14 protein-coding genes are annotated in these 20,290 nt (G+C 51.3%); 1 reads left to right on the plus strand and 13 read right to left on the minus strand.

The features are described 5' to 3' along the window. Window positions 1-12: 12 nt before the first annotated feature. From ACR9FF_RS20525 to ACR9FF_RS20565, 9 genes are all read right to left on the minus strand, one after another. Complete coding sequence (locus ACR9FF_RS20525; protein WP_127490609.1) at window positions 13-588, minus strand: LysE family translocator; 576 nt, start codon at window positions 586-588, stop codon at window positions 13-15. Window positions 589-662: 74 nt separating this feature from the next. Next, window positions 663-1,544 carry a nicotianamine synthase family protein gene (locus tag ACR9FF_RS20530; RefSeq protein WP_435164313.1) on the minus strand — a complete coding sequence of 294 codons (882 nt, stop codon included), beginning with the start codon at window positions 1,542-1,544 and terminating at the stop codon, window positions 663-665. 153 nt (window positions 1,545-1,697) lie between these two features. Next, entirely contained in the window at window positions 1,698-3,707 is a 2,010-nt protein-coding gene (locus tag ACR9FF_RS20535; RefSeq protein ID WP_435164315.1) for a discoidin domain-containing protein, read from the minus strand. A 26-nt stretch (window positions 3,708-3,733) separates the two neighbouring features. Further along, entirely contained in the window at window positions 3,734-5,719 is a 1,986-nt protein-coding gene (locus tag ACR9FF_RS20540; RefSeq protein ID WP_435164317.1) for a galactose-binding domain-containing protein, read from the minus strand. Between the two features lie 150 nt (window positions 5,720-5,869). Continuing rightward, the gene (locus ACR9FF_RS20545; protein ID WP_435164319.1) at window positions 5,870-6,637 is read right to left on the minus strand and encodes a sugar phosphate isomerase/epimerase family protein; all 768 of its coding nucleotides are present in this window, start codon (window positions 6,635-6,637) and stop codon (window positions 5,870-5,872) included. Window positions 6,638-6,672: 35 nt separating this feature from the next. Beyond that, window positions 6,673-8,328 carry an extracellular solute-binding protein gene (locus ACR9FF_RS20550; RefSeq protein WP_127490614.1) on the minus strand — a complete coding sequence of 552 codons (1,656 nt, stop codon included), beginning with the start codon at window positions 8,326-8,328 and terminating at the stop codon, window positions 6,673-6,675. A gap of 95 nt (window positions 8,329-8,423) precedes the next feature. Further along, window positions 8,424-9,320: a carbohydrate ABC transporter permease gene (locus ACR9FF_RS20555; protein ID WP_201002069.1), complete on the minus strand. Its 897-nt coding sequence runs from the start codon at window positions 9,318-9,320 to the stop codon at window positions 8,424-8,426. A gap of 13 nt (window positions 9,321-9,333) precedes the next feature. Then, the gene (locus ACR9FF_RS20560) at window positions 9,334-10,248 is read right to left on the minus strand and encodes an ABC transporter permease (RefSeq protein ID WP_127490616.1); all 915 of its coding nucleotides are present in this window, start codon (window positions 10,246-10,248) and stop codon (window positions 9,334-9,336) included. A gap of 397 nt (window positions 10,249-10,645) precedes the next feature. Then, window positions 10,646-11,515, minus strand: a complete 870-nt coding sequence (locus ACR9FF_RS20565; RefSeq protein WP_435164322.1) for a helix-turn-helix domain-containing protein — start codon at window positions 11,513-11,515, stop codon at window positions 10,646-10,648. Between the two features lie 141 nt (window positions 11,516-11,656). Between ACR9FF_RS20565 and ACR9FF_RS20570 the strand changes: the two genes are divergently transcribed. Beyond that, complete coding sequence (locus ACR9FF_RS20570; RefSeq protein ID WP_435164324.1) at window positions 11,657-12,622, plus strand: MTP-1 family protein; 966 nt, start codon at window positions 11,657-11,659, stop codon at window positions 12,620-12,622. Between the two features lie 48 nt (window positions 12,623-12,670). Here the strand turns inward: ACR9FF_RS20570 and ACR9FF_RS20575 are convergent, their stop codons facing one another. From ACR9FF_RS20575 to ACR9FF_RS20590, 4 genes are read right to left on the minus strand one after another with little or no spacing between them, the layout of a single operon-like run. Next, entirely contained in the window at window positions 12,671-13,333 is a 663-nt protein-coding gene (locus ACR9FF_RS20575; protein ID WP_435164326.1) for an SGNH/GDSL hydrolase family protein, read from the minus strand. A gap of 15 nt (window positions 13,334-13,348) precedes the next feature. Then, on the minus strand, window positions 13,349-16,387 hold the full coding sequence (locus ACR9FF_RS20580; protein ID WP_435164328.1) for an alpha-mannosidase: 3,039 nt from the start codon (window positions 16,385-16,387) through the stop codon (window positions 13,349-13,351). Then, window positions 16,353-18,965, minus strand: coding sequence for a hypothetical protein (locus tag ACR9FF_RS20585; RefSeq protein ID WP_435164330.1), 2,613 nt, complete (start codon window positions 18,963-18,965; stop codon window positions 16,353-16,355). Before ACR9FF_RS20585 ends, ACR9FF_RS20580 begins: the two co-directional genes overlap by 35 nt. A 19-nt stretch (window positions 18,966-18,984) precedes the next feature. After that, window positions 18,985-19,902: a glycoside hydrolase family 43 protein gene (locus ACR9FF_RS20590; RefSeq protein ID WP_435164332.1), complete on the minus strand. Its 918-nt coding sequence runs from the start codon at window positions 19,900-19,902 to the stop codon at window positions 18,985-18,987. Between the last annotated feature and the right edge of the window lie 388 nt (window positions 19,903-20,290).

A 20,290-nucleotide genomic window follows, 5' to 3' on the forward strand; every position in this document is an offset into this window, starting at 1 on the left:
CACCTCGCAAAGCTATACCCAAATCATAACGGCAGCGTAAGCTAAAAATAAAGCCATAATCAGATTAGCAGCCGTATGATGCTTCTGCAAAAACGTTTTAAAGACCGTCCCGAAAAGAACCCATGTAAAAAAGGCCGCAAATCCGATTAAGGTGATCGCCGCAATACCAACGGACAATCCCGTAAACCCTCTGTAAGTGGGCAAAATAAACGCCGGAATGACGGTTAAGGCAAACAGCACGGTCTTGGGATTCAAGAACTGCAGCAGGACGCCAAATCGAAAGGTAGCCTTTTGGTTTACATCGGACTCCGAATGCCGGCTTCGGACCATCCGGTACGCGAGGTAAACCATATAGGCGCTTCCGATCACCTGCAGGACCGTAATAAACTTAGGCATTACCGACAGGAGCACCGAGCTTAACGCGGCCGAACAGACAAGCAGCAAACCAAAGCCAATCGTCGACCCGTAAGAAAAGATCATCGCCTTTTTGGTACCCGCGTTTGTGACGGTAGACAAAATCAGAATATTCGTTGGCCCGGGTGTAAACGTTGCAATCAAACAATAAACAAAAAAAGATGTAGTATCCATGAGAAGCCGCTCCTTTCACGCTCTTCTCCTATCCTACATCCGAATGGAAATTGCCTATAGTATATTATTGCAGCTTATTCTAAGCCTTTGTGCTTCAAAAATAAAGTGGAATTGATGACCAGCCCCTCGTCAGGCTGCGTCCGCCCCAGAATATGCCACCCTTCGTTTTCAAGAACCTCCTCATCAATCGCTTCATACATAATTTGTTTCATTCCCTCGGCCGTACGCATGGCGACCAGGGGGTCCGAGGCGGTGCGGCTTATCTGTTCCAGTACGGCCTGCTTGTTTCTCACAAGGCTTGCGACGAAAATCCGCTTGTATGGGCCGTAATCGTAGTTGGCGCCATTTTCCAACACGACCTTCACTTTGGATCCGAGGCCAATATGCTCGAGCAGCAAGCAGGACGCCTCGTAAGCCACCGCATCCTTCTCCAGGCAGACAACCTCCACATCGCCCAGCAGATAAAAAATAATCGGGCTTAACGGCATCGGCCCGCTGCCGACAAACACAACGGGAGCTTGCTCCAGCCGGCTATCCGGATCAGTGAAGCCGCGAAGGGTGTCCAGCTCCTTCCTCACCAACGCTATGTAAACCGACCAATTCGGGAGATTTCTAACGGCATCCAATCCGGAATCTTGAGCTTCGCGGGCTTGCCTGGAATCGGTGAGCTCCGTCAGAAACTCGGCTTCCGAGAGCTTATCCTGCAGCTGCCGCTTATGCGTCTGAATATATTCGTTGCTCAGAACGGCTTGTACCTCCTCCGGCAAATAACGGGAACGCAGCTGGGCGAAAATACGGCTAATGACGCTCGTTACCAATTGATTAGCCGGAGACAAATCTATTTCCTTCTGAAGAAGCTCGTTGGCTTCGCGGATAAAAGCAATAAAGTCGTCAACGACCTGCCATCTTGGCAGGCTGCCCGCAGATGCGGCCGTCCCCGTAGAATAACCCTCCATTTTACGCAACTCTCCTTCATCCCGCATATAATCGAAATATATTCATATCGCACGGGATGTAGAAGGGAATGGGGACAAATCGGTTTATTCCGACAAGAGAACAAGGCATCCTAATTCCCGATAAACGGTAACAGGATGCCTTGCTATTAGCCGCTAGTTACGTCCGAACACCTTGAACTCCCATAACGAGTAGCCGTACATCGTCCCCCTTTGCGTTCCGTACATCCGCACGTAACGGGCTGTCGTCTCGTCAAAGTTAACGATGTCGGTGCCTCCGTCACCGGAGGTTGTACTGTAGACATCGGTCCAACTCTGGCCGTCATCCGATACTTGAATCTTGTAGGCTTTACCGTAAGCGACCTCCCAATCCAGCTTGACTCGGCTGATCGGGCTTGGAGTTCCAAGATCGACCTGAATCCACTGCGGATCGGATGAGTCGGAAGCCCAGCGGGTCTGCCCGTTTCCGTCATTGGCATCCGCTGCCGGATGCGAGCTCTCCGAAGAGGAAGCGGTGATTGCTTTGCCTTGGGCCAGCTCGGTCAGCTCCGGTCCCTCCGGCGGCGCAAGGTTCAGCTCCGGATTGGCAAGGTCCAGCTTATACATCATCTGATTATAGTTGTAACGCGGCATGGCAGGCGCATTCGTAAACGTATTGGTGAAGGTCGCTTCGAAATAGAGATAACGTCCGCCGTCCTTAATGAAATACTCATGCTGGGAAGGGTTATAGAAGGAGTATTCGTCATGGGTAATAATCTTCTTGGCCGATTTCCATGGCCCGTTAGGCGCGGGCGCTTCCGCGAACCAAATTTCGCCCAGCAGCGACGTTTTGCCGAATTTCTCCTGACCGATCATGACGTAGCTATGGCGATACTCATTCCATTCGACGGAGCTTTGGGCAATTTGAACCTCATCGCCCGAATCGACATCCTTCAATTGGAAATAACGTTCATCATCCGCCTTGATCAAGCCTAATCCAATCAGCTCTTTCTCCTTTTCCTGCGTAAGCATTTGCGTGTTTTTCTTCCAACCCCAGACCAGCTTGCCTTCAGCGTCGCGCTCAAGCTGCGTGTTCGCCCCGGCATATGTCGTTCCTGGCGCAAGCGGAGTAAAATACTCGAATTGGGTATAATCCACGATCGCATCCATCTTCGCCTCTACCCGAATATTCGGATACTCGTATTGCGTGAAAATATAATAGCCTTTGCCGCCATCCTCGTAATACGTTCCTTGACCGCCCATTCCCGCGTAACGCCAGTCGCTGGTACCCGGAAATTGGACCAGCTGCTCGAACTCTTGCTTTTCGTCATTAAAGATCAGAATGCCGAAAGAACGAGGGTTAGGATCATGCGTACTATAAGCGGCAAGCAGCCGTTCCTCCCCACTATTGTCCTTGACGGTCATCAGGCCGAATATCCAAGCGATATTCGCACCGTCCGGAAGCGGCGGTACAAGACTTTTGGCGAAGCCGTCCTCGCGCGTAATATAGTCGAGGTCGACGCCAACGTCGAGATCCAGCCCTTGCTCCGGCAGCTTTGACGTAGCTCCGGTCACGCGGAAGTTCCCGAGCGGATAGGAGGGCCGATCCGTATCGCCCCAGAACCAATAAAGCTTATTCTTGTATTTAATGGTCTGCACGGAGTCCTGGCCCATCACTTTCCCGTTCAGGAGAGGTTCTTCAATCGGCGGCGTTTCGCCAAGCATGACGGTATCCCTGTAAATGCCTTGACCGGTTACCCGGTAAAGCCGCTCCGCGAGATTGATCCGGTTCATCTGAATGGTCACGTTTCCGCCAGGCGTTACATCCACCGCTTGACCGCGGTAACCAAACATATCCGCCGGAACCTCGTAGCCATGACTGGCTATATGAAAAAATACCGTTTGATTCATAAGCCCCGGCTCGTCAAAAGCCACATTGCCGGCGCTGTCCGTATAGTAACGAATGTTGTTCGTCGTTTTCAGCTCTACGGCCGGAATTCCTCTTCCGGTTTCCGCGTCAACGACGTGAATTTTGAACAGCTCCTGATTATAAACCTGGCTTTGTGCCGGCTTACCGGCACTGCTTGCCCCTGCCGCACCGGCCGCTGCGAAGGTTCCAGGGAAAAGTGCCGCAGCCAGCATTACGCCCGCCACAATTCGGGATGCTTTGCTTAATCTCATTCCCATGCCGCAATCTCCTCCGTTCCAGTTGATTATTTTGAGCTCTGCTCGGTTCCGTACACCTCGAAATCGCGTACGGATAGTGTAACGCCTCTTGGTATTGCGTACATTCGGACATATCTGGCCTTGGTATCCGCAATTGTAATGTCGTCTACATCGCCGTCGCCGGTTTTGGTGTTGTATACGTCCTTCCATTTCACCCCGTCGTTTGAAATCTGAATTTGATACGCTTTCCCGTAGGCGGTTCCCCAGTTCAACACAATGCGGTTTATGCTGCTTGGCACGCCAAGATCAACCTTCAGCCATTGCGGGCTTTTGGCAGCCGATGTCCAGAACGTCTCCGTGCTGCCGTCATTAGCCAGCTTCGCCGGCTGATTCTTTTCATTTGAAGCGGAGGCAATCGGCTTGCCTTTGGCCAAATCCGTTGCCGGAGGCGTCAGCCCAAGATCCGGATTGGCAAGATCCAGCTTATACATCATCTGATTGTAGTTGTAGCGCGGTGTTGGCTCGTGGTCCGTAAACGTGTTGGTGTAAGTCGCTTCGAGGTAAATATAACGGCCGCCGTCTTTATCGAAAAACTCATCGTGAGCCGGGTTATAGAACGTGTAGTTGTTATGCGTAATGATTTTTTTGGCCGTTGTCCACGGCCCTTGCGGCGCAGGCGCCTCCGCATACCACATCTCGCCGAGTCCCGATGTTGTTCCGCCCATTTGCTGGCCGAACAGTACATACTTCTGGCGGTAGTCATTCCATTCAACGGAGCTGCCGGCAATCGTAACGTCAGCGCCGGTATCCGCGTCCTTCAGCTGGTAATAACGGGCATCCGCGCCCTTTATTACTCCTAGATTAATAAGCTCTTTCTCCTGGTCCTGCTTCAGCGGCGGCGTATTTTGCTTCCAGCTCCAGACCAGCTTGCCCGAAGCGTCCCGTTCAAGCTGCGTATCGGCCCCGTTGTACGTTGTCCCCGGCTTCAGAGGCGTAAAGGCTTCGTATTTCGTGTAGTCTTTAATCGCATCATAGGTCGCCGGTACGCGAAGATTCGGCATCCGGTGCTCGGTAAATACCCAATAGCCCTTTCCGTTTTCCTCGTAGTAACTGGCTTGGCCTCCCGGATGGCGCCAGTCATTCTTGTCCGGGAATTGGACCAGCTGCTCGAATTGCTCCGTTTGATCATTAAATTGAAGAATGCCAAAGGCCGACAGATCCGGATTATGCGTGCTGTAGCCAGCCAGCAGACGCTCTTGTCCGCTTGCATCCTTGGCAGTCATCAGTCCAAATACCCACGCGATATTCGCGCCGTCAGGCAGCACCGGCACCAGACTTTTGACAAAGCCGTCGTCCTGCTTGAAGTAACTCAGGTCAACGCCTACATCCGGGTCGAGACCGCCTTGTCCCGGAAGCTTCGAGGTTGCGCCCGTTACCCGAAAGTTCCCTAGCGGATAAGCTACGCGGTCCGTGTCTCCCCAGAACCAGTACAATTTATTTTTGTATTTAATCGTCTGGACGGAATCCTGTCCCATTACTTTCCCGTTCAAGAGCGGTTCATTAATCGGCGGCGTCTTGCCAAGCAATAATCTGTCCCGGTAAATGCCCTCACCCGTCAGACGGTACAGCCGCTCTGCGATATTTACTCTATCCATCGTCAGCGTAACGCTTCCTCCCGGCGTTACTTCAACGGCCTGCCCAAAATAACCGAACATATCCTGCGGAACTTTGTAGCCGTCGCTGGACAAATGGAAAAATACGGTTTCGTTCATAAGGCCAACCTCTTTAAAAGCGATGTAACCGGCGCTGTCCGTATAGAAGGTCATATTGTTGGTAGTCCTCAGTTCAACGGCCGGAATTCCCCGTCCGGTCTTCGAGTCGACCACCCGAATCCCAAAAGGCTGCTGGCTTTGGATTTGAATGGCCCCGCTGTTACTCGCCGTGCTGCCCGCCAACATCGTCCCCGGGAATAAAGCCAGACTAAGCAGAATTGAGGCTGCTATTCCGGTCGTTCTACGCAGCTTTGCATGCATACATGATCATCCTCCCATTGATTTCATTTCCTTGCGCAGCATCATGTTCTCGACTGCAAACTACGGCATCGCATCACCTCCCGAAAAAAAAAGAAGCAGCATGCTGAACGCAAACTGCTCCTATACGATCTAAGATGAAATCATGCAAGTTTAAAGGCCGTTCTTTCGGAAAAATGCAAGACTGATCTTTGCACTCTCCAGCGAGGAGGAAGGGAAAACTTCCTGTTCGACGAAGATGTACTGAATTCCGGCTTCCTCGGCAATCGGCAATACGCTCTTCAGATCAACGGAGCCTTTGCCTACCTCGGTATCCGTATGCCCCTCCACGAAATCCTTGAAGTGAACGAGCGGTACGCGTCCGCTGTATTTTTGCACGTAATCAACGGGCTTATAGCCTGCCACATGAACCCAGCCGAGGTCAAATTCCGCTACGAGATACCGCGCCGGAACAAGCTCCAGCAGATGATCCATAACCGGTTTGTTATGGACCAATTGAAACTCGAAAGCATGATTATGGTAGCCAAAGATCATTCCCGCCTCGGTTACTTTTCTTCCCGCTTCTTCAAGAATGCCGGCCAGCTTTCGGACATCGTCCCATTCGGGATTCTCGGGCAGAGGAGCCCACGGCGCAACCATATACTGAAGGCCGAGTTCCTGCGCGTATTCGATTTGTTTATCGAGCTCCGCGGAGCGGACAGCGGCATCCTCGGAAAAATTCAAACCGATATGAGCCGATGGCGCCTGCAAATCAAGCTCGGCAAGAAGCGCCTTGACCTCCTTGGCCGGGGTGTTGAAAAATCCCGCAAACTCTACCGCTTTGTAGCCTAGCTGCGCCGCTTGGCGGATGGTACCGAGAAAATCCCGCTCCGTCAAATCGCGCAAGGTATATAATTGAAGCCCCACAACCGGTTTAGCCACAATCGATCACTCCATTCCGTGCTTAATAACATTCCTTACTTCGTTGCGCGTTGCGCGGCATCGTTGTAAATTTGCAGCACTTTATCGATATCGCCCATTTTCTTCAGCTTGTCGATGAATTTGGACCAATCGTCGAATTTGTTTTTGCCGGAAACGAATTTTGCTTGTTCTTCGGTAACAAAGGTTTTAACCGGGTTCATGATTTCGGAAATTTTCTGGCTTTCGTCTTGCGTAAATTGAATGCTAGGCTCGCTGTACGACGATGGCACATAGTCATTCTGAGGCATTGGCAGACTTCTTAAGTACGGCGATTTCTCGATCGGAACCTCTTCGTATTTGCCGTTGAAGTAGGTGTAATCCGTGGCGGCAAAGTCTACGAATGCTTTGGAATCGTTAACCATTTGCAAGCCGGGGTTATAGTTCTTGCTCGCCCGGATTCCGTATTTGTCGCCAACCAGCCATGGATCCGGCGCATTTTTAAATTCATCCGTAAAGGTCTGCACGCCGTCCGCCCCAACCGTATACGTGGTTCCTTCGATTCCCCAGGTAATTAAGTTCATCATTTTGTCCGTGTATTGATAATCAATGAATTTGATCAGATCTTCCGCCACTTTTGTTTTGGCATTAATACAGAACTGAGCCCACCCCAAATCAGGCGTATTGCCGTTTGCGACCTCTTGCCACGCAGTTCCGTAATCCGGGTTATTCGGATAAAGGGTAACCGCGAATATTTTCCCGTCATTAAGCGTTCTGGTATATTCGGCCGGAGTCGTGAACCATTGCGTCAGCCAGATGAAATTGTCTCCGTTCAAAGCTTTGCGTTTAAGCGTATCGTCCGTATCGATGGTATACTCCGGATCCAGCAGCTTCTCGGCATACAGCTTGTTCGCGAACTGGAGAGCATCCCTGTATCCGTCCTCGAGAACGCCGTACACGTATTTGCTGCCGTTCCAATAGATATCGTCCTTCACATGGTCGGCGGCGAACAAGGATCGCAAGCTGTTCCATCTAGTGGCAATCGGATATTTATCCGGGTACAGCTCCTTCAGCTTCTTGGCTGCCTGATACACGTCATCCCAGGTCTCCGGTATCTTGATGTTGTTCTGCTGGAAAATATCATAACGATACGAGGACGTATTCTGGATCAGCATGCCTTTATCGGCGGGGAACCTTGGCGTTGACGTTTCTTTGAAGGTATACATCTTGCCTTCGGCGTTGGTTACCCGGGTCAAACCGTTCTTCACCTTGCTCAAATAATTCATATAGTTAGGCATCAGGTCTTTATATTGGCTTAGCTCCAGAATCTGGCCCTGCTCCGCCATTTCGGTTGTGTCGTAGAACAATGGAGTAACGAAGAAATCCGGCAAATCATTGCTCGCAATCATTAATTTCAGCTTCTCGTCATACTCGGAAGAAGGAATGTAATTGAAATCAATGTTGACCTTTCTGCCCATGTAGGCTTCCATTTCCTTCTGCCATTCTTTCCCCATCATGCTATTCGGGTTATCAACGCCATTGGATGGCAGCGCTACCGAGAAGCTTAATGGCTTGCTGTCCGTCTTATCCGTCCCCGTATTCGTACTGGAAGTCTCGTTAGGCGCTTGGTTTGTATTGTTGTTTGTACAGCCTGTTACTGCCAGTGCCAACGCGGAAGCCAAAAGCAAAGACATCGTTTTTGTCTTTCTTTTCATAGAAACCCCTCCTGATAAATAATTGGTTTACAGCATGTCATTAGGCTTGCGGATTGCTTGCCGCCTCTTCACCTCCCAAGCAGGATTCCCGCTCTCTACCCTTTTATGGAACCTACAAGGACCCCTTTTGTGAAATGCTTTTGGAAAAAAGGATAGATGCACATAATCGGGAACATCGTGATAATGATGACGCTCATGCGTACCGCCTGCGGATCGAGCGAATCTCCCGGCTGATTGATCGCGACGTTGCCGGCGCCGACTCTTCCCGCAATGGCATTGGTATCCAGTGTAAACAGATAGTTTCTTAACACCATCTGCAGCGGATATTTATCCTGGTCCTGCAAGTAGACCAATGCTTCAAACCAGCTGTTCCAGCTCCCCACTAGCCCAAACAAAGCGAAGGTTGCGAGCAATGCCTTGGATAAAGGCAATACAATTTTGAACAAAACGACAAGATCGTTGGCCCCGTCTATTAAGGCAGACTCTTTTAACTCCGCCGGTATATTATGAAAGAAGGTTCGAAACAGAAAGACGTTATAGGCACCGATAGCCCCCGGAAGAATCATGACCCACAGCGTATCCAGCATGTGCATGCTGCGCATTAGCAAATAGGTGGGAATCAAGCCGCCGCCGAAAAACATCGTAATCATCAGAAAGATGGTAAGAAACTTCTTCCCCACAAAGGTCTGTACGGTAAGGGGATACGCCATCAATGAGGTAAACAGCAGCATCAGCCCCGTAGAACCTACCGCATAAATAATAGAGTTCAGATAACCTTTGAAGATAAATGGATCTTTAAAAACGGTCGTATAAGCTTCGACGTTGAAGCCCTTCGGCCAGACCGACACGCTTCCCGACGAGATATAACGGGCACTGCTCACGGAAGTCGCGATAATGTTCAGAATCGGATACAGGATGGCGACCATAATCAACAGCATGACAAAAATGTTGACCGCGTCAAACGTTCTGGAACCCAAGCTCACCTTTTTCATTGCTTACCCTCTCCTAGAACAAACTTGTATCCGACACTTTGCGGCTGATCCAGTTGGTCAGATACAGAATAACGAAGGATATGACGGACATGAACAAGCCGATTGCCGTTGTATACTCGTATTGCGCTCCCAGTATCCCTTGACGATACACGTAGGAGCCGATAACGTCCGCCACGCTGTAGGTTTCGGGCGAATAGAGCAATATAATTTTCTGGAAGTCCGATCCGAGTATTCCGCCAACGGCGAATATGAGCAATATAACCGTTGTGGATCTTAATGACGGCCAGGTAATATGTACGATTTTTTTCCACCGGTTGGCCCCGTCCACTTCCGCTACGTCATACAAGGTAGGATCTATGGCGCTTAATGCGGCCAGATAGATGATGGTCCCGAAGCCTACCCCTTGCCAGATCCCCGAGGAGATAAAGATGGTTCTGAAATACCCCGGCTCCAGGAGAAACATCACCGGCGATCCGCCGAAGAAGGAAATGATATCGTTGAAAAGTCCGTCCCTAGCCGTAAATTCCTTGATCATGCCGGCGACAATGACAACCGAGATGAAGTGGGGAAAATACGAAACGGTTTGCACGATTTTTTTGAACCTCTTGTTTCGAAGCTCGTTAAACAGCAAGGCGAGAATGATAGGCGCGGGAAAGGACCAGAACAACGTGTATACGCCTAGCAGCAATGTATTTTTTAATACCCGGAACGCAAGCGGATCATGGAAGAACGTATTAAAGTATTTAAAGCCCACCCAAGGGCTGTCCATAATTCCTTTGACCACGCTGTATTTTTTGAAAGCAATCAGAATGCCGTACATCGGAAAGTAGTTAAAGACGAGAACCGTTAGAAAGCCCGGCAAAACCATCAAATACAAATAACGATGTCTATTAATCCGCGACCACAAGCTTTTATTGGTTGTTTCCAAAAAAACACCCCTTCAACAGCCATTATCAAATTAGTATACCAACTAACTCCTGCCGCTACCTAACATCTGGAAAAGGCAGGTAAATACCTTTATTGGAAGCGCATTCATTTTTGAGCCTATTCAAGAACGCTTCCTTTCCCATCTTCAAGGGATAGCGAACTAACCGCATAGCTTTCCTAGAAAGGAGCAGTGCCACAAAGGAAACGGAATCATAGGGAACGGCTTACCTCCCCCCTTCAACCTTGTTATACTATGTTAAAATTAACACATACTTTTTGGAACGTCAATACAGTTTTACTCCTACATTTTTCTATTTTTTTAGAGGAACTTCGTATAAGTTAGTATGCAAACTCTGTCAAATAGGCGTAAAGCCCGATTCGTTTAACGAATAAGACTCTTAGCCCTCGCAGGTTACGCGCACGGCGGCCGGACTGTCGAATTGACGAAACCGGTAAGGCGTCATCCCATGCTTCCTCTTAAACAGTTCATAGAAATAGCTGACATTCTCGAGGCCGGTCTCCAGACTGATATCCAAGATGTCCATGTCCGTATTAAGCAGCAAAGTTTCCGCGTAAGACAGTCTCAAATCGTTAATAAACCGGGTTGGCGAAATCTTCAGCTGCTGCTTGAATACCCTGCATAAATAAGCATGGGATTTACCCGACAATTGAACCAGCGCCGAGGTCCCCTTCGTAAAATGCTCCTTTTTCCGCATCTCCTGGCAAAGCTTCCGGAACCAGTCCGGCTGGCCGTACGGATCAGCCTTATCCGCCGTAATCCGGATGTAACGGGAAAAGAGATCCGTCAGCAGCGCTCTCACCTCCGCTTTGACAGCAAGCTTCCGGTTAATCGGAGTTAAGTTAATCTGATCCAGCCGGTAGCGCACGTATTCCTTTTCCGTCCTGGACAGCATGAGCGTAGGAGGCAATTCCGGCTCGAACAGCTTCCCGCTCGGAAATCCCGCCCCCAGAAAAGCAAACAGTTCGTCAATAACTTCTTTATAGAACGAGAGATTAATAAACTGGCAGTCCCCCTCGCATGTCTGCTCATAGCAATGAACATCCCGGTCGCGGATAAAGACAAGCGTATTTTCCCGCAGTAGCTGCCGGGTGCCGTTAACCTTATGCACAACGCTTCCCTTCAGGATAAGAAACAGCTCAAAGAAATCATGCGTATGCAAGCCGATCGTATCGTGAACGGATGCGATCAGCCGGTAGTGCGCCTGGATATCCGGATCGATACCGTCGGCCGCGAGAAGCTTTAACATGGCGGTCAGCCCCTATTCTTTTTTTGCATCCTAAAAAAGCAGGTCAAAATACCATAATCCATACGAAGTATAGGCAAGATTTATAGTCTCCTATCCTTTACGATTAGGCTGTCAGCAACCATTGAGAGGAGAACGCGAGTCATGAATTTACTTGAACAGCGCCGTCTATTCGAAGACAACAAACAAATTTACGAGAGTGCCAAGCTTATCTTCCGGGGCATTGACGGCTTCGACGTGTATAACCCCTCCATTCCGTTTGAATGGCAGGGCAAGCGCTATATCTACGGTCGCGTGGAAAAACGGCAGGAATGGGCGCGTTCCTGGGTCAGACTGTTCGAACAGAGCGGTCCGGATGAATGGACGCTAGTACCGGATACCATGATCTATCAGCTGGAAGACCCTTATGTCAGCATCGTAAATGAGCAGCTTGTTCTGGGTGGAACTCATGTCCGTTACAACCAGGGGCGGCTGGATACCTTCTACGGTTATTTCTACAAAGGGACGGATGTTCACGATCTTCTCTACTTCACGACAGGGCCCGACTATATGAAGGATATCCGTCTCGTACAGCTCCCAGGCAGCAAAATTGGCGTATTTTCCAGACCGCGAAGCGAGGAGGTACGTCAAAAATACGGGAGTGAATCCCTCATTGGCTTTACGGTAATCAACAGCCTGGATGAGTTGTCGTCTTCGGCTATAGAGAATGCGCCTCATATCCCCGGATTATTCCAAAAGGACGAGTGGGGCGGCTGCAATCAAGCTTATCTGCTGGAGAGCGGCAGGATCGGCGTTATCGGGCATATTTGCTATAAAGCCGCCGATAGCCGCAATCAGGAAATTTGGACGTATATGAATATGTCCTTTGTGCTTGACCCGCAGACTAATCAGTTTACCAATCTGAAAATTATCGGCACCCGCCCATGCTACCCGGAAGGGCCAGCCAAGAAGCCTAATCTGACCGATTGCGCCTTTACGGCCGGCATCGAAATGCGCCCTGACGGCAAGGTCAATCTGTACAGCGGAATCGGCGATACGGAATCCGGCCGCATTGCCATCGATTACCCGTTCGAAGGCGAGGGTGCGATTGTAAGCTTCCGAATCAAATAAGAACAACTAAAGGCGCCTTGGGGAGTTCTCCCCGAGGCGCCATTTTTGTCAGCCCTTCATCCGTTCCCATTCAAAGCCAAGCTCTTGAAGCAAAGCCCGCGCAATGATCATATGGCCGGACAAGCCCGGATGCACCCGGTCGGAAGCGATGGCGGTAGGATGCACGTATTCGAACTGCGGGGCAAACGCCGCTTGGATATCGATGAAGCCGGCGCCCGTTCTCTCTGCCACTCTTCTTGCAGCCTGGCCGTATTCATCCATCCGCTTGCGCATCCGGTCCTCCGGATTAGGCTCCAGATAGAAGGGCGTCATGATGACGAGCCCCCGCACCTCCGGCTGCGCAGACTTCGCCAATTCCTCCAGCGTCTGCTCGTATTCCTCCAGCAGCACATGCGATTCGGGAATATTCGGCTGGTCGAAATACCGCCATACGTCATTGATGCCGATCATAACCGTCATCCAATCCGGCTTCAGATCAAGCACGTCCGTTTGCCATCTGCTCTTCAAATCCCTTACGGTATTGCCGCCAATGCCCATATTGGTTACGCGGACCGACAGCTCCGGATAGGCGGTCTGCAGCAAGGCGTCCACAAGCGCGACATAGCCTTTGCCGACGCCTTGGAACAACCCTTCCCCATGCGGGAATTTACGCTCGCAATCGGTAATCGAGTCACCGATCATAACCAGTCTTTGCCCTTGCTCAAGCTTCATAAATACGCTACCTCCTTATTTTTGCGCAAGACGGATGGTCTTGACTTCAAATGGCCGGAAATGCAGGTTAATAAGCTCATCGGCAACCGGCAGCTCCGCTTGGTTAACTTCCAGCATATCGGTCTCAAACGCGGCGGAATAGGACAACCCGGCGCGGATACCGCAGGAAACGGCGGAACCCGTGCTCTCGTACAGGCGCACAATCCAATCTCCGGACCCGTCTTCGGCCAGCTTAACCGTCTCCGCGAGAACACCCGGCTGATCGATCCGCAAAAGGGATTGCTGATCATGGCGGTCTGCACCGCTCAAGGCGCTAACCGGATAATTAAGCTCGTAAGCCTCCTGGATTACCCGGCTTTCCCTAAAGGCTCCTTCCCAGAACAAGAAAGCATAAGTAAATTCATGCGTTCCTTGATCGGAGGTTTCGTCCGGATAAGACGGCGAGCGAAGAAGCGTCATGCTTAACGTATTTCCCTTGACGGCTATTCCGTATTTGCAGTCGTTCAGCAGCGCAAACCCGCGTCCCGTCTCGGCTAGCGCCGTCCATTTATGCTGGCTTACCTCGAACCGGTCCGCATCATGCGGCCTGGAGGCGTGATTAGGTCTGCGTACGTAACCGAACTGGATTTCCTGCATCGACTCATTGGCGTGCAGCCGGACCGGAAAATCAACGCGCAGCATTTTGTTCTTCTCCTGCCATTCAACCGTCGTTCGGAATTCAACCCTTCGGCTGCCCGCTTCGATTCGGATATCCTGCACTACCGTCGACCGGTTGAGCTTACGCCGGACGCGAACGTTGGCAAAAAGCGGGCCGCTTGCGGTAACCGTTATTTCCGCCTGCTCCTCCAGTTCAACCTTGGAAGCCTGATAGCGGCGGTCAATCTCCCATGCGTCAAAGGCAGACGGCTGGTCGCGGTACATCGCAAGCGTATTGCAGGAACCGGCTGCCCACTCAACGCCTGTCTGCTTATCAACGATACTGGTGATTTCTCCCGTACCGTTTATCGCTATTGTCATAAATTCATTTTCCAGCCGCGAAGCTGTGGCCGACACCTTGGATTGAGAAACCACAAGCTCCGGTTGGCTATTCTCGATAGCTACGTAAGCCGCCCATCCCAAGGATGGCGTCTCAAGCCGGGCATAACCAACCCCGTCCTGCCATTGCACGGGTACCGGTTGACCGGAACGGTCCGCAACCGCAGCAACCCCTGCGGGCAACGCAACCAGCTCGGTTCGATTCCAGGACAGAGGGTTAAATACGGTAACACCTTCACGATCAGACTCAACAAGCGTAGCTTTAGCCTCGTCGGCCATTTCGTAAATCGTTTCGTGCAGCTTAAGCAGCTCCGCCTGCGCTTCTTCGTGAACCCGGTGAATGGAGGTTCCCGGCAGAATATCATGGAAGTGATGCAGCAGAAGCTGCTTCCACAAGCCATCCATCTTCTCATAGGGATACGGCTTCGTCCGGAGGCGTTGTGCGGCAGCGGCCCAAAGCTCGTATTCGCGGAATCCGATCTCCGTCTTCCGGTTTAACCGCTTCAGCTTCGCTTGCGTCGTATAGGTTCCGCGATGCGCCGGATAATACAGCTCGCCTACATATCTCGCATCCGGAACGCCTCTTGCTTGCTGGTCTTCAAAATAATCGATCGGCGAGCTTTGTCTTGTCCGCGGAACGCCTTCCAGATTATCGAGCCTGCGCAGAAACTCGAGATCATCCCGGTTCGCGCCGCCCCCGCCGTCCCCATGCCCGTATTGGACAAGCCGGGTTGCAATGCCGTCCTTTTGCACGCGATCGTTCCACTGCCCGATCAGGAATGACGGATTCACCCGGATCGGGAAATCGCCATAATCAAGAAGATGAGTCAGAATCTCCGACCCGTCGATCCCCTCCCATATAAACGTGTTGTAAGGGAACGGATCTACGGCATTCTCGTAAGTCTGGAACATTTTGACGGAAGCAAAATAATTTATCCCGCAGCCCTTCATAATCTGCGGCATATTGCCGGAATAACCGAACACATCGGGCAGCCACAGCATCTCGTTGCCCTTGCCGAACTCCTCCATGAAGAACCGCTTGCCGTGAAGGAACTGGCGGATCAAGCTCTCCCCGCCTGCCAGATTCGTATCCGATTCGACCCACATGCCGCCTTCCGGGATGATTCGCCCTTCCGCCACTCTCTGCTTGATGCGGGAATAGAGCTCCGGATAAAGCTCCTTCACGATCCGGAATAAATACGGCTGGCTTTGGGTGTACGTATATTCCGGATATTCGTCCATTAACGCAAGCTGATTGGACATCGTTCGGGCAATTTTACGCTTCGTCTCCTCAATTGGCCACAGCCAGGCAATATCAAGATGGGACTGGCCCATCAAATACAGCAGCGGAGAAGTGGATCCGTTTACGCAAGCGAGAAGCGGCTCCATCCTTTTGCGGCAGCCGTTAACGTTCTCTATCAGCTCCAGGTCCCGAAGCCCGAGATCAAGGACGGCAATGACATCCGTTAGACAACGGTTAATTTCGGCTGCCCGAAGGGAGTTCGCATCCGTATTCTGAAGGACCTGCCACAAGCATTCCAGATCGATGAAGAATTGATAAACCTCCTCTTCGAACCGGCACAAATACGATTCGCCGAATACCGGCTGATGACCGGAGTGGCCGGCATAAGCTTCGGCGGCAAGCTCGAAGCGCTCGCCTTCGCGAGCAAGACGGGTTATGGTCACATCATGATGCTGCAAATCGAGCGCACCGCTTACAATCCCGTTCACGTACAAAGTTGCTTCGGAGCCAAAGTCCGCGAGCACAACCAACCGCTTGCCTTCCGTCCCAACAGGCGCAACAAAGCTGCTGCGAAGCCAAGCATACATCCAGCTGCTCCCCCATCGGTCCCCGGCGTTTATCGGCTCGAAAGACTGGGAACTGATATCGGAATAAGAAAGACGTTCTCCGGTAACAAAGTGCGTAAATTCAACGATTGATAATTTCTTATAAATAAAGTCCCGCTTAACCCTCAGAAGCTTCTCAATCTGATATTGAATTTCTTTTCTCGTATTCAATTCCAGTTTCACATCCCATGGTTTCGTCTTTGTTGTAACGAATATCGGAAATCCGAAGCGTAGCTAGACCATGACGGGGCAATGTCATTCCGACTTCGGAACCGCCGTTAGGCAATTGGCCATGCTGCAATCTTTCCTTGTGCTTGCCGTCAAGCTCAACGGCCGAAATGCCGCTCGATTCCGCCTTGATAACAAACGAGAAAGCAGAGTCTTCCGTTCCCGAATTGTACAGCCTGACAAGCAAGTCTTCTCCGTCGCGCTGCAAGGAAATAATTTCAATAGAGGGCACCGACACTTGCAGCAAGGACAGCGATTTCGGCGTACGATTGGACCAACGTATAAGCATCGGCTGCAGAGGCTGCGTCCAACGTTCGGACTCTTGCGCAATTCCGGCACGATCCCAACGATCTTCATGAGGCAGAATCGCATACCGCATCTCCTGCGCATCCCGAAGCGGACGTTTCCCCCACCAGAAGCCGCCTTCCGCGCCCCAGCCCAGCGTTAACGCGAGCGGGTCATGATCGCCATGCGAATAATCCGTCGTATGATCGGAGAATATGGCTAGTCCGCGATTGCTCTGCTCATCGTAAATATCCACCCAGTTCAGGATGATATTGTGTTTAATCTCATCCCAACGTTCATACCGCGTATCCGAATGGCGGCTTTCGGTTACGTCAAAGGCGGAATTCTTATACAGCTTTCCCTCGCCAAAAGCAGCCGGAAAACGCGCCTGCAGCTTATAGCGGGTATTATGATGGGACTTCCGCCGCTCGGTACTGCGGTTCTCCGGCGCCATTTCCCAAGGGTCGCCAATCCATGTGTCTCTCTCGTAGAGGAAACGCGCATGGAAATCGATCCTGCGCAGGCCTTTGGCTGCCGATAAAGTCATAACAAAGCCGGTACCCGCAAATTGGCCGTTCATCTCGACGGAGACCCGAAGCGGACCGTTCTCTACGACTTTCAACGCAACCGGCGATTCCATGCTGCTGCCCCAACGCCCTTCCTCGATCAGATAGCCGGTTAACTCATTAAACGGGCGGCCAGGAGCGATCAACGGCCGGTTATTCGTTAAGTCGTATAGCTCCGTGATTACTCCGCCGTGCTTGGCATCGATTCCGATCCTGTACAAATCGGTCGTCAGAATGGCATAATCGCCATGGATTTGAACAGACGCAGCATTATCCTCCGGCTGTTTGCCCGCAGCTTCCGCGTCCTCCCGCTTCACGTATTCAAGCTTATAATCCCGATAACCCATGGCAGGCGTCTCCGCCTCAAAAAGCAGCTTGCCGGCAAAAACGCTGCCGTCCTCCTGAGATACTCTCGTCGGAACCAACTGGCTGGGAACGCCCCTTCCATCGGCGTCCAAGACCCGAATCAGAGCGGATCCTCCAGCTCCCGGAACCTCGATCTCGGTTAGTTCTTTGCGGGCAATGCCCGAAGTATTAAATACACGGACGCCATACGTCTGAGGCTCAATTTCGTCTTGCGGTTCCTGAACCATGCCGCTCATCGCCAGGAAGCGGATATCGCCCGCAATCTCCTCCGCCAGCCAGCTTTGCGTTCCGGCCTGCCATGCCCACTTCTCCCGTCCGGTTCTTGTTGTGGCACAGATCCAGGCATCATGATGCTGGGACAGCAGGAGCTGATCCCAAGCCTCACGCAGCTTCTCCTTCGGATAAGCGAAATCCCCCGTCACGCTTGAGAGGGAAGCCAGCTTCTCCGCCAATACAACCGCCTGCTCCGCAGCCCGGACCTCACGTGACATCCGCTGAAGCGTCCCTTCTCCCCATGGCAGCGTGCAGCGGATATCCTCTTGGGTGAAATACCAGGCTTCCGCCGGTTTGGCGGCAATCTCCTCTATGTATTCGCGCCAGGTCGTAAATTGAATGTAATCCTCATTCAGCCACGGCCTGGCCATCCAGCCCAGATCCTGAAGGAAGCTGCCTGCCGGATGCGCAATCCCGTATGCCTTGCATTTCTCCACGAATTCAGGCTTCATGTAACCCGCTTCCGACTCCCAGCAGTTTAGAAGCTCCTCGCATTCGTATCTTGGCACGCAAGGGATGGACGTCCCGTCCGGGCCAACCCATAGCACCGTTTCGTGATTGATGCCGGAAGCATAGCCGCCCCAGCCCGTTCCCGGATTCTTAAGCACGGCGCGCTTATAGCCAAGCGAACGGAGAATTTGAGGGTAACTGCTGCTCCAGCAAGGCTCTTGAGAAGCATAGGTATCGACAACAGTCTCGGGAAAATGCTCCCGGATGATTTCTCTGCCGCGTATGAGCTGGCGAATATTGCTTTCGCCGCCAATGACCCAGCCGTAGGGCTGGGCGTAGCTGCCCGCCACCATTTCAACGCGCCCGGCATGGCTTTGCAGATGCTGTTTGATTGCGTCATAGGAATGCGGATCCGTACGTCGCAGCGCTTCCCAGGAGATCGGTTCGATATCCAGGGAAAGCTTCCAATCCGGATTCTGCTCCAGCCGGCGGATTACATCCGCCCATGACCCTAATGGCATATGGCCTTTGATTCCGCCATGATAGCCGTCTACGAAATAAGCCTTTTTCGATGGATCCATTTGATCACCTGTCCGCAGATTAAAGTTTACGGGCCGCAACACCTTCAAAGCTGATTTTCACGGGACGAATCGTATTATCTTCATTAAAGGTAAGCTTATCGATGCACACCACGCGGTGGTTCGCAGCCGTTTCGGTCAACGGGCGTCTATGGTAAACGATATAATATTCGTCCGTATCCGGGATTTGAAGATATCCGTGATGTCCTGCCCCGGTTGCCACTTCCGGATCCTGCTGCAAGATGGTATCGATTCTCTCGAATGGACCAAGCGGCGATTCCGCAAGCGCGTAAGCTACCCGATAATGAGGGCCGCCCCATCCGCCTTCCGCCCACATGAAGACATACTGGCCGTTCCGCTTGATCATGCACGGGCCTTCCACATAGTCTTTCGGCGTCACTTCCCGATAGACGGTTCCGTCCTCGAAAGGAAGCAGGCTGATCATATCCTCGCCGAGACGAACGACGTTGCAATGTCCCCAGCCTCCGTAGTACAGGTATACCTGACCGTCTTCATCCCGAAAAACATGCGGATCGATAGGCTGCGCGCCATGGTGGAACCGGTCAATTAGAGGCTTGCCGATCGCATCGAGGAACGGTCCCTCCGGCCGGTCAGCAACTCCGACGCCAATGCCTCCAAGCTCATCATTGCTTTGAATATCGTTCGCGGAGAAATAGATATAATATTTTCCGTTGCTCTCAATTGGCGAAGGCGCCCATACCGCTTTATGCGCCCACTGGAAATCCTTCTCGTCCAATACCCGTTCAACCTTGGTCCAGTTGACCAGATCGCCGGAATGGAAGGCATCCAGATAAAGCTGTTCTTCGTAAAGAGCCGAATAAGTCGGATAAATCCAATACCGCCCTTCGAAGATTCTTGCTTCAGGATCGGCATACCAGCCGGGAAATACGGGATTGCCGGATGTTAGGTTATTATTCATGAAAATATTCCTCCTAGTAGATATCCATGTAGTAGGTAAGTATACGAAGAAGCGAGAAACACAGTAGAAGTGTCCTGTATTTCCAGACTTCCTGTCGTTAATTTATAGTACTTTCATTTACCAATCTTTTGATTAAGCGCTTACATAAACCGAATATTAGCTTCTTTATCCTAACCTCCCAACGATTCTTGTCGTTTTCTCATTTAACTTATTATGCTAAGCACGACAAGTTCACACACTATCTTTGAACCTATAGTAATACGAACTCCTAAATTTTTCAAACCTTTTTTGTGTAAATAGGAGCATCTTCCTACTCCGCAAATCAATTCCTGGCCAGTATGCTCGTCATATTTTTTATGCCGCGAAAAGTTAGTATACCAATATAACC

Source organism: Paenibacillus glycanilyticus, from assembly GCF_051200795.1.
Classification (GTDB): Bacteria; Bacillota; Bacilli; order Paenibacillales; family Paenibacillaceae; genus Pristimantibacillus; species Pristimantibacillus glycanilyticus.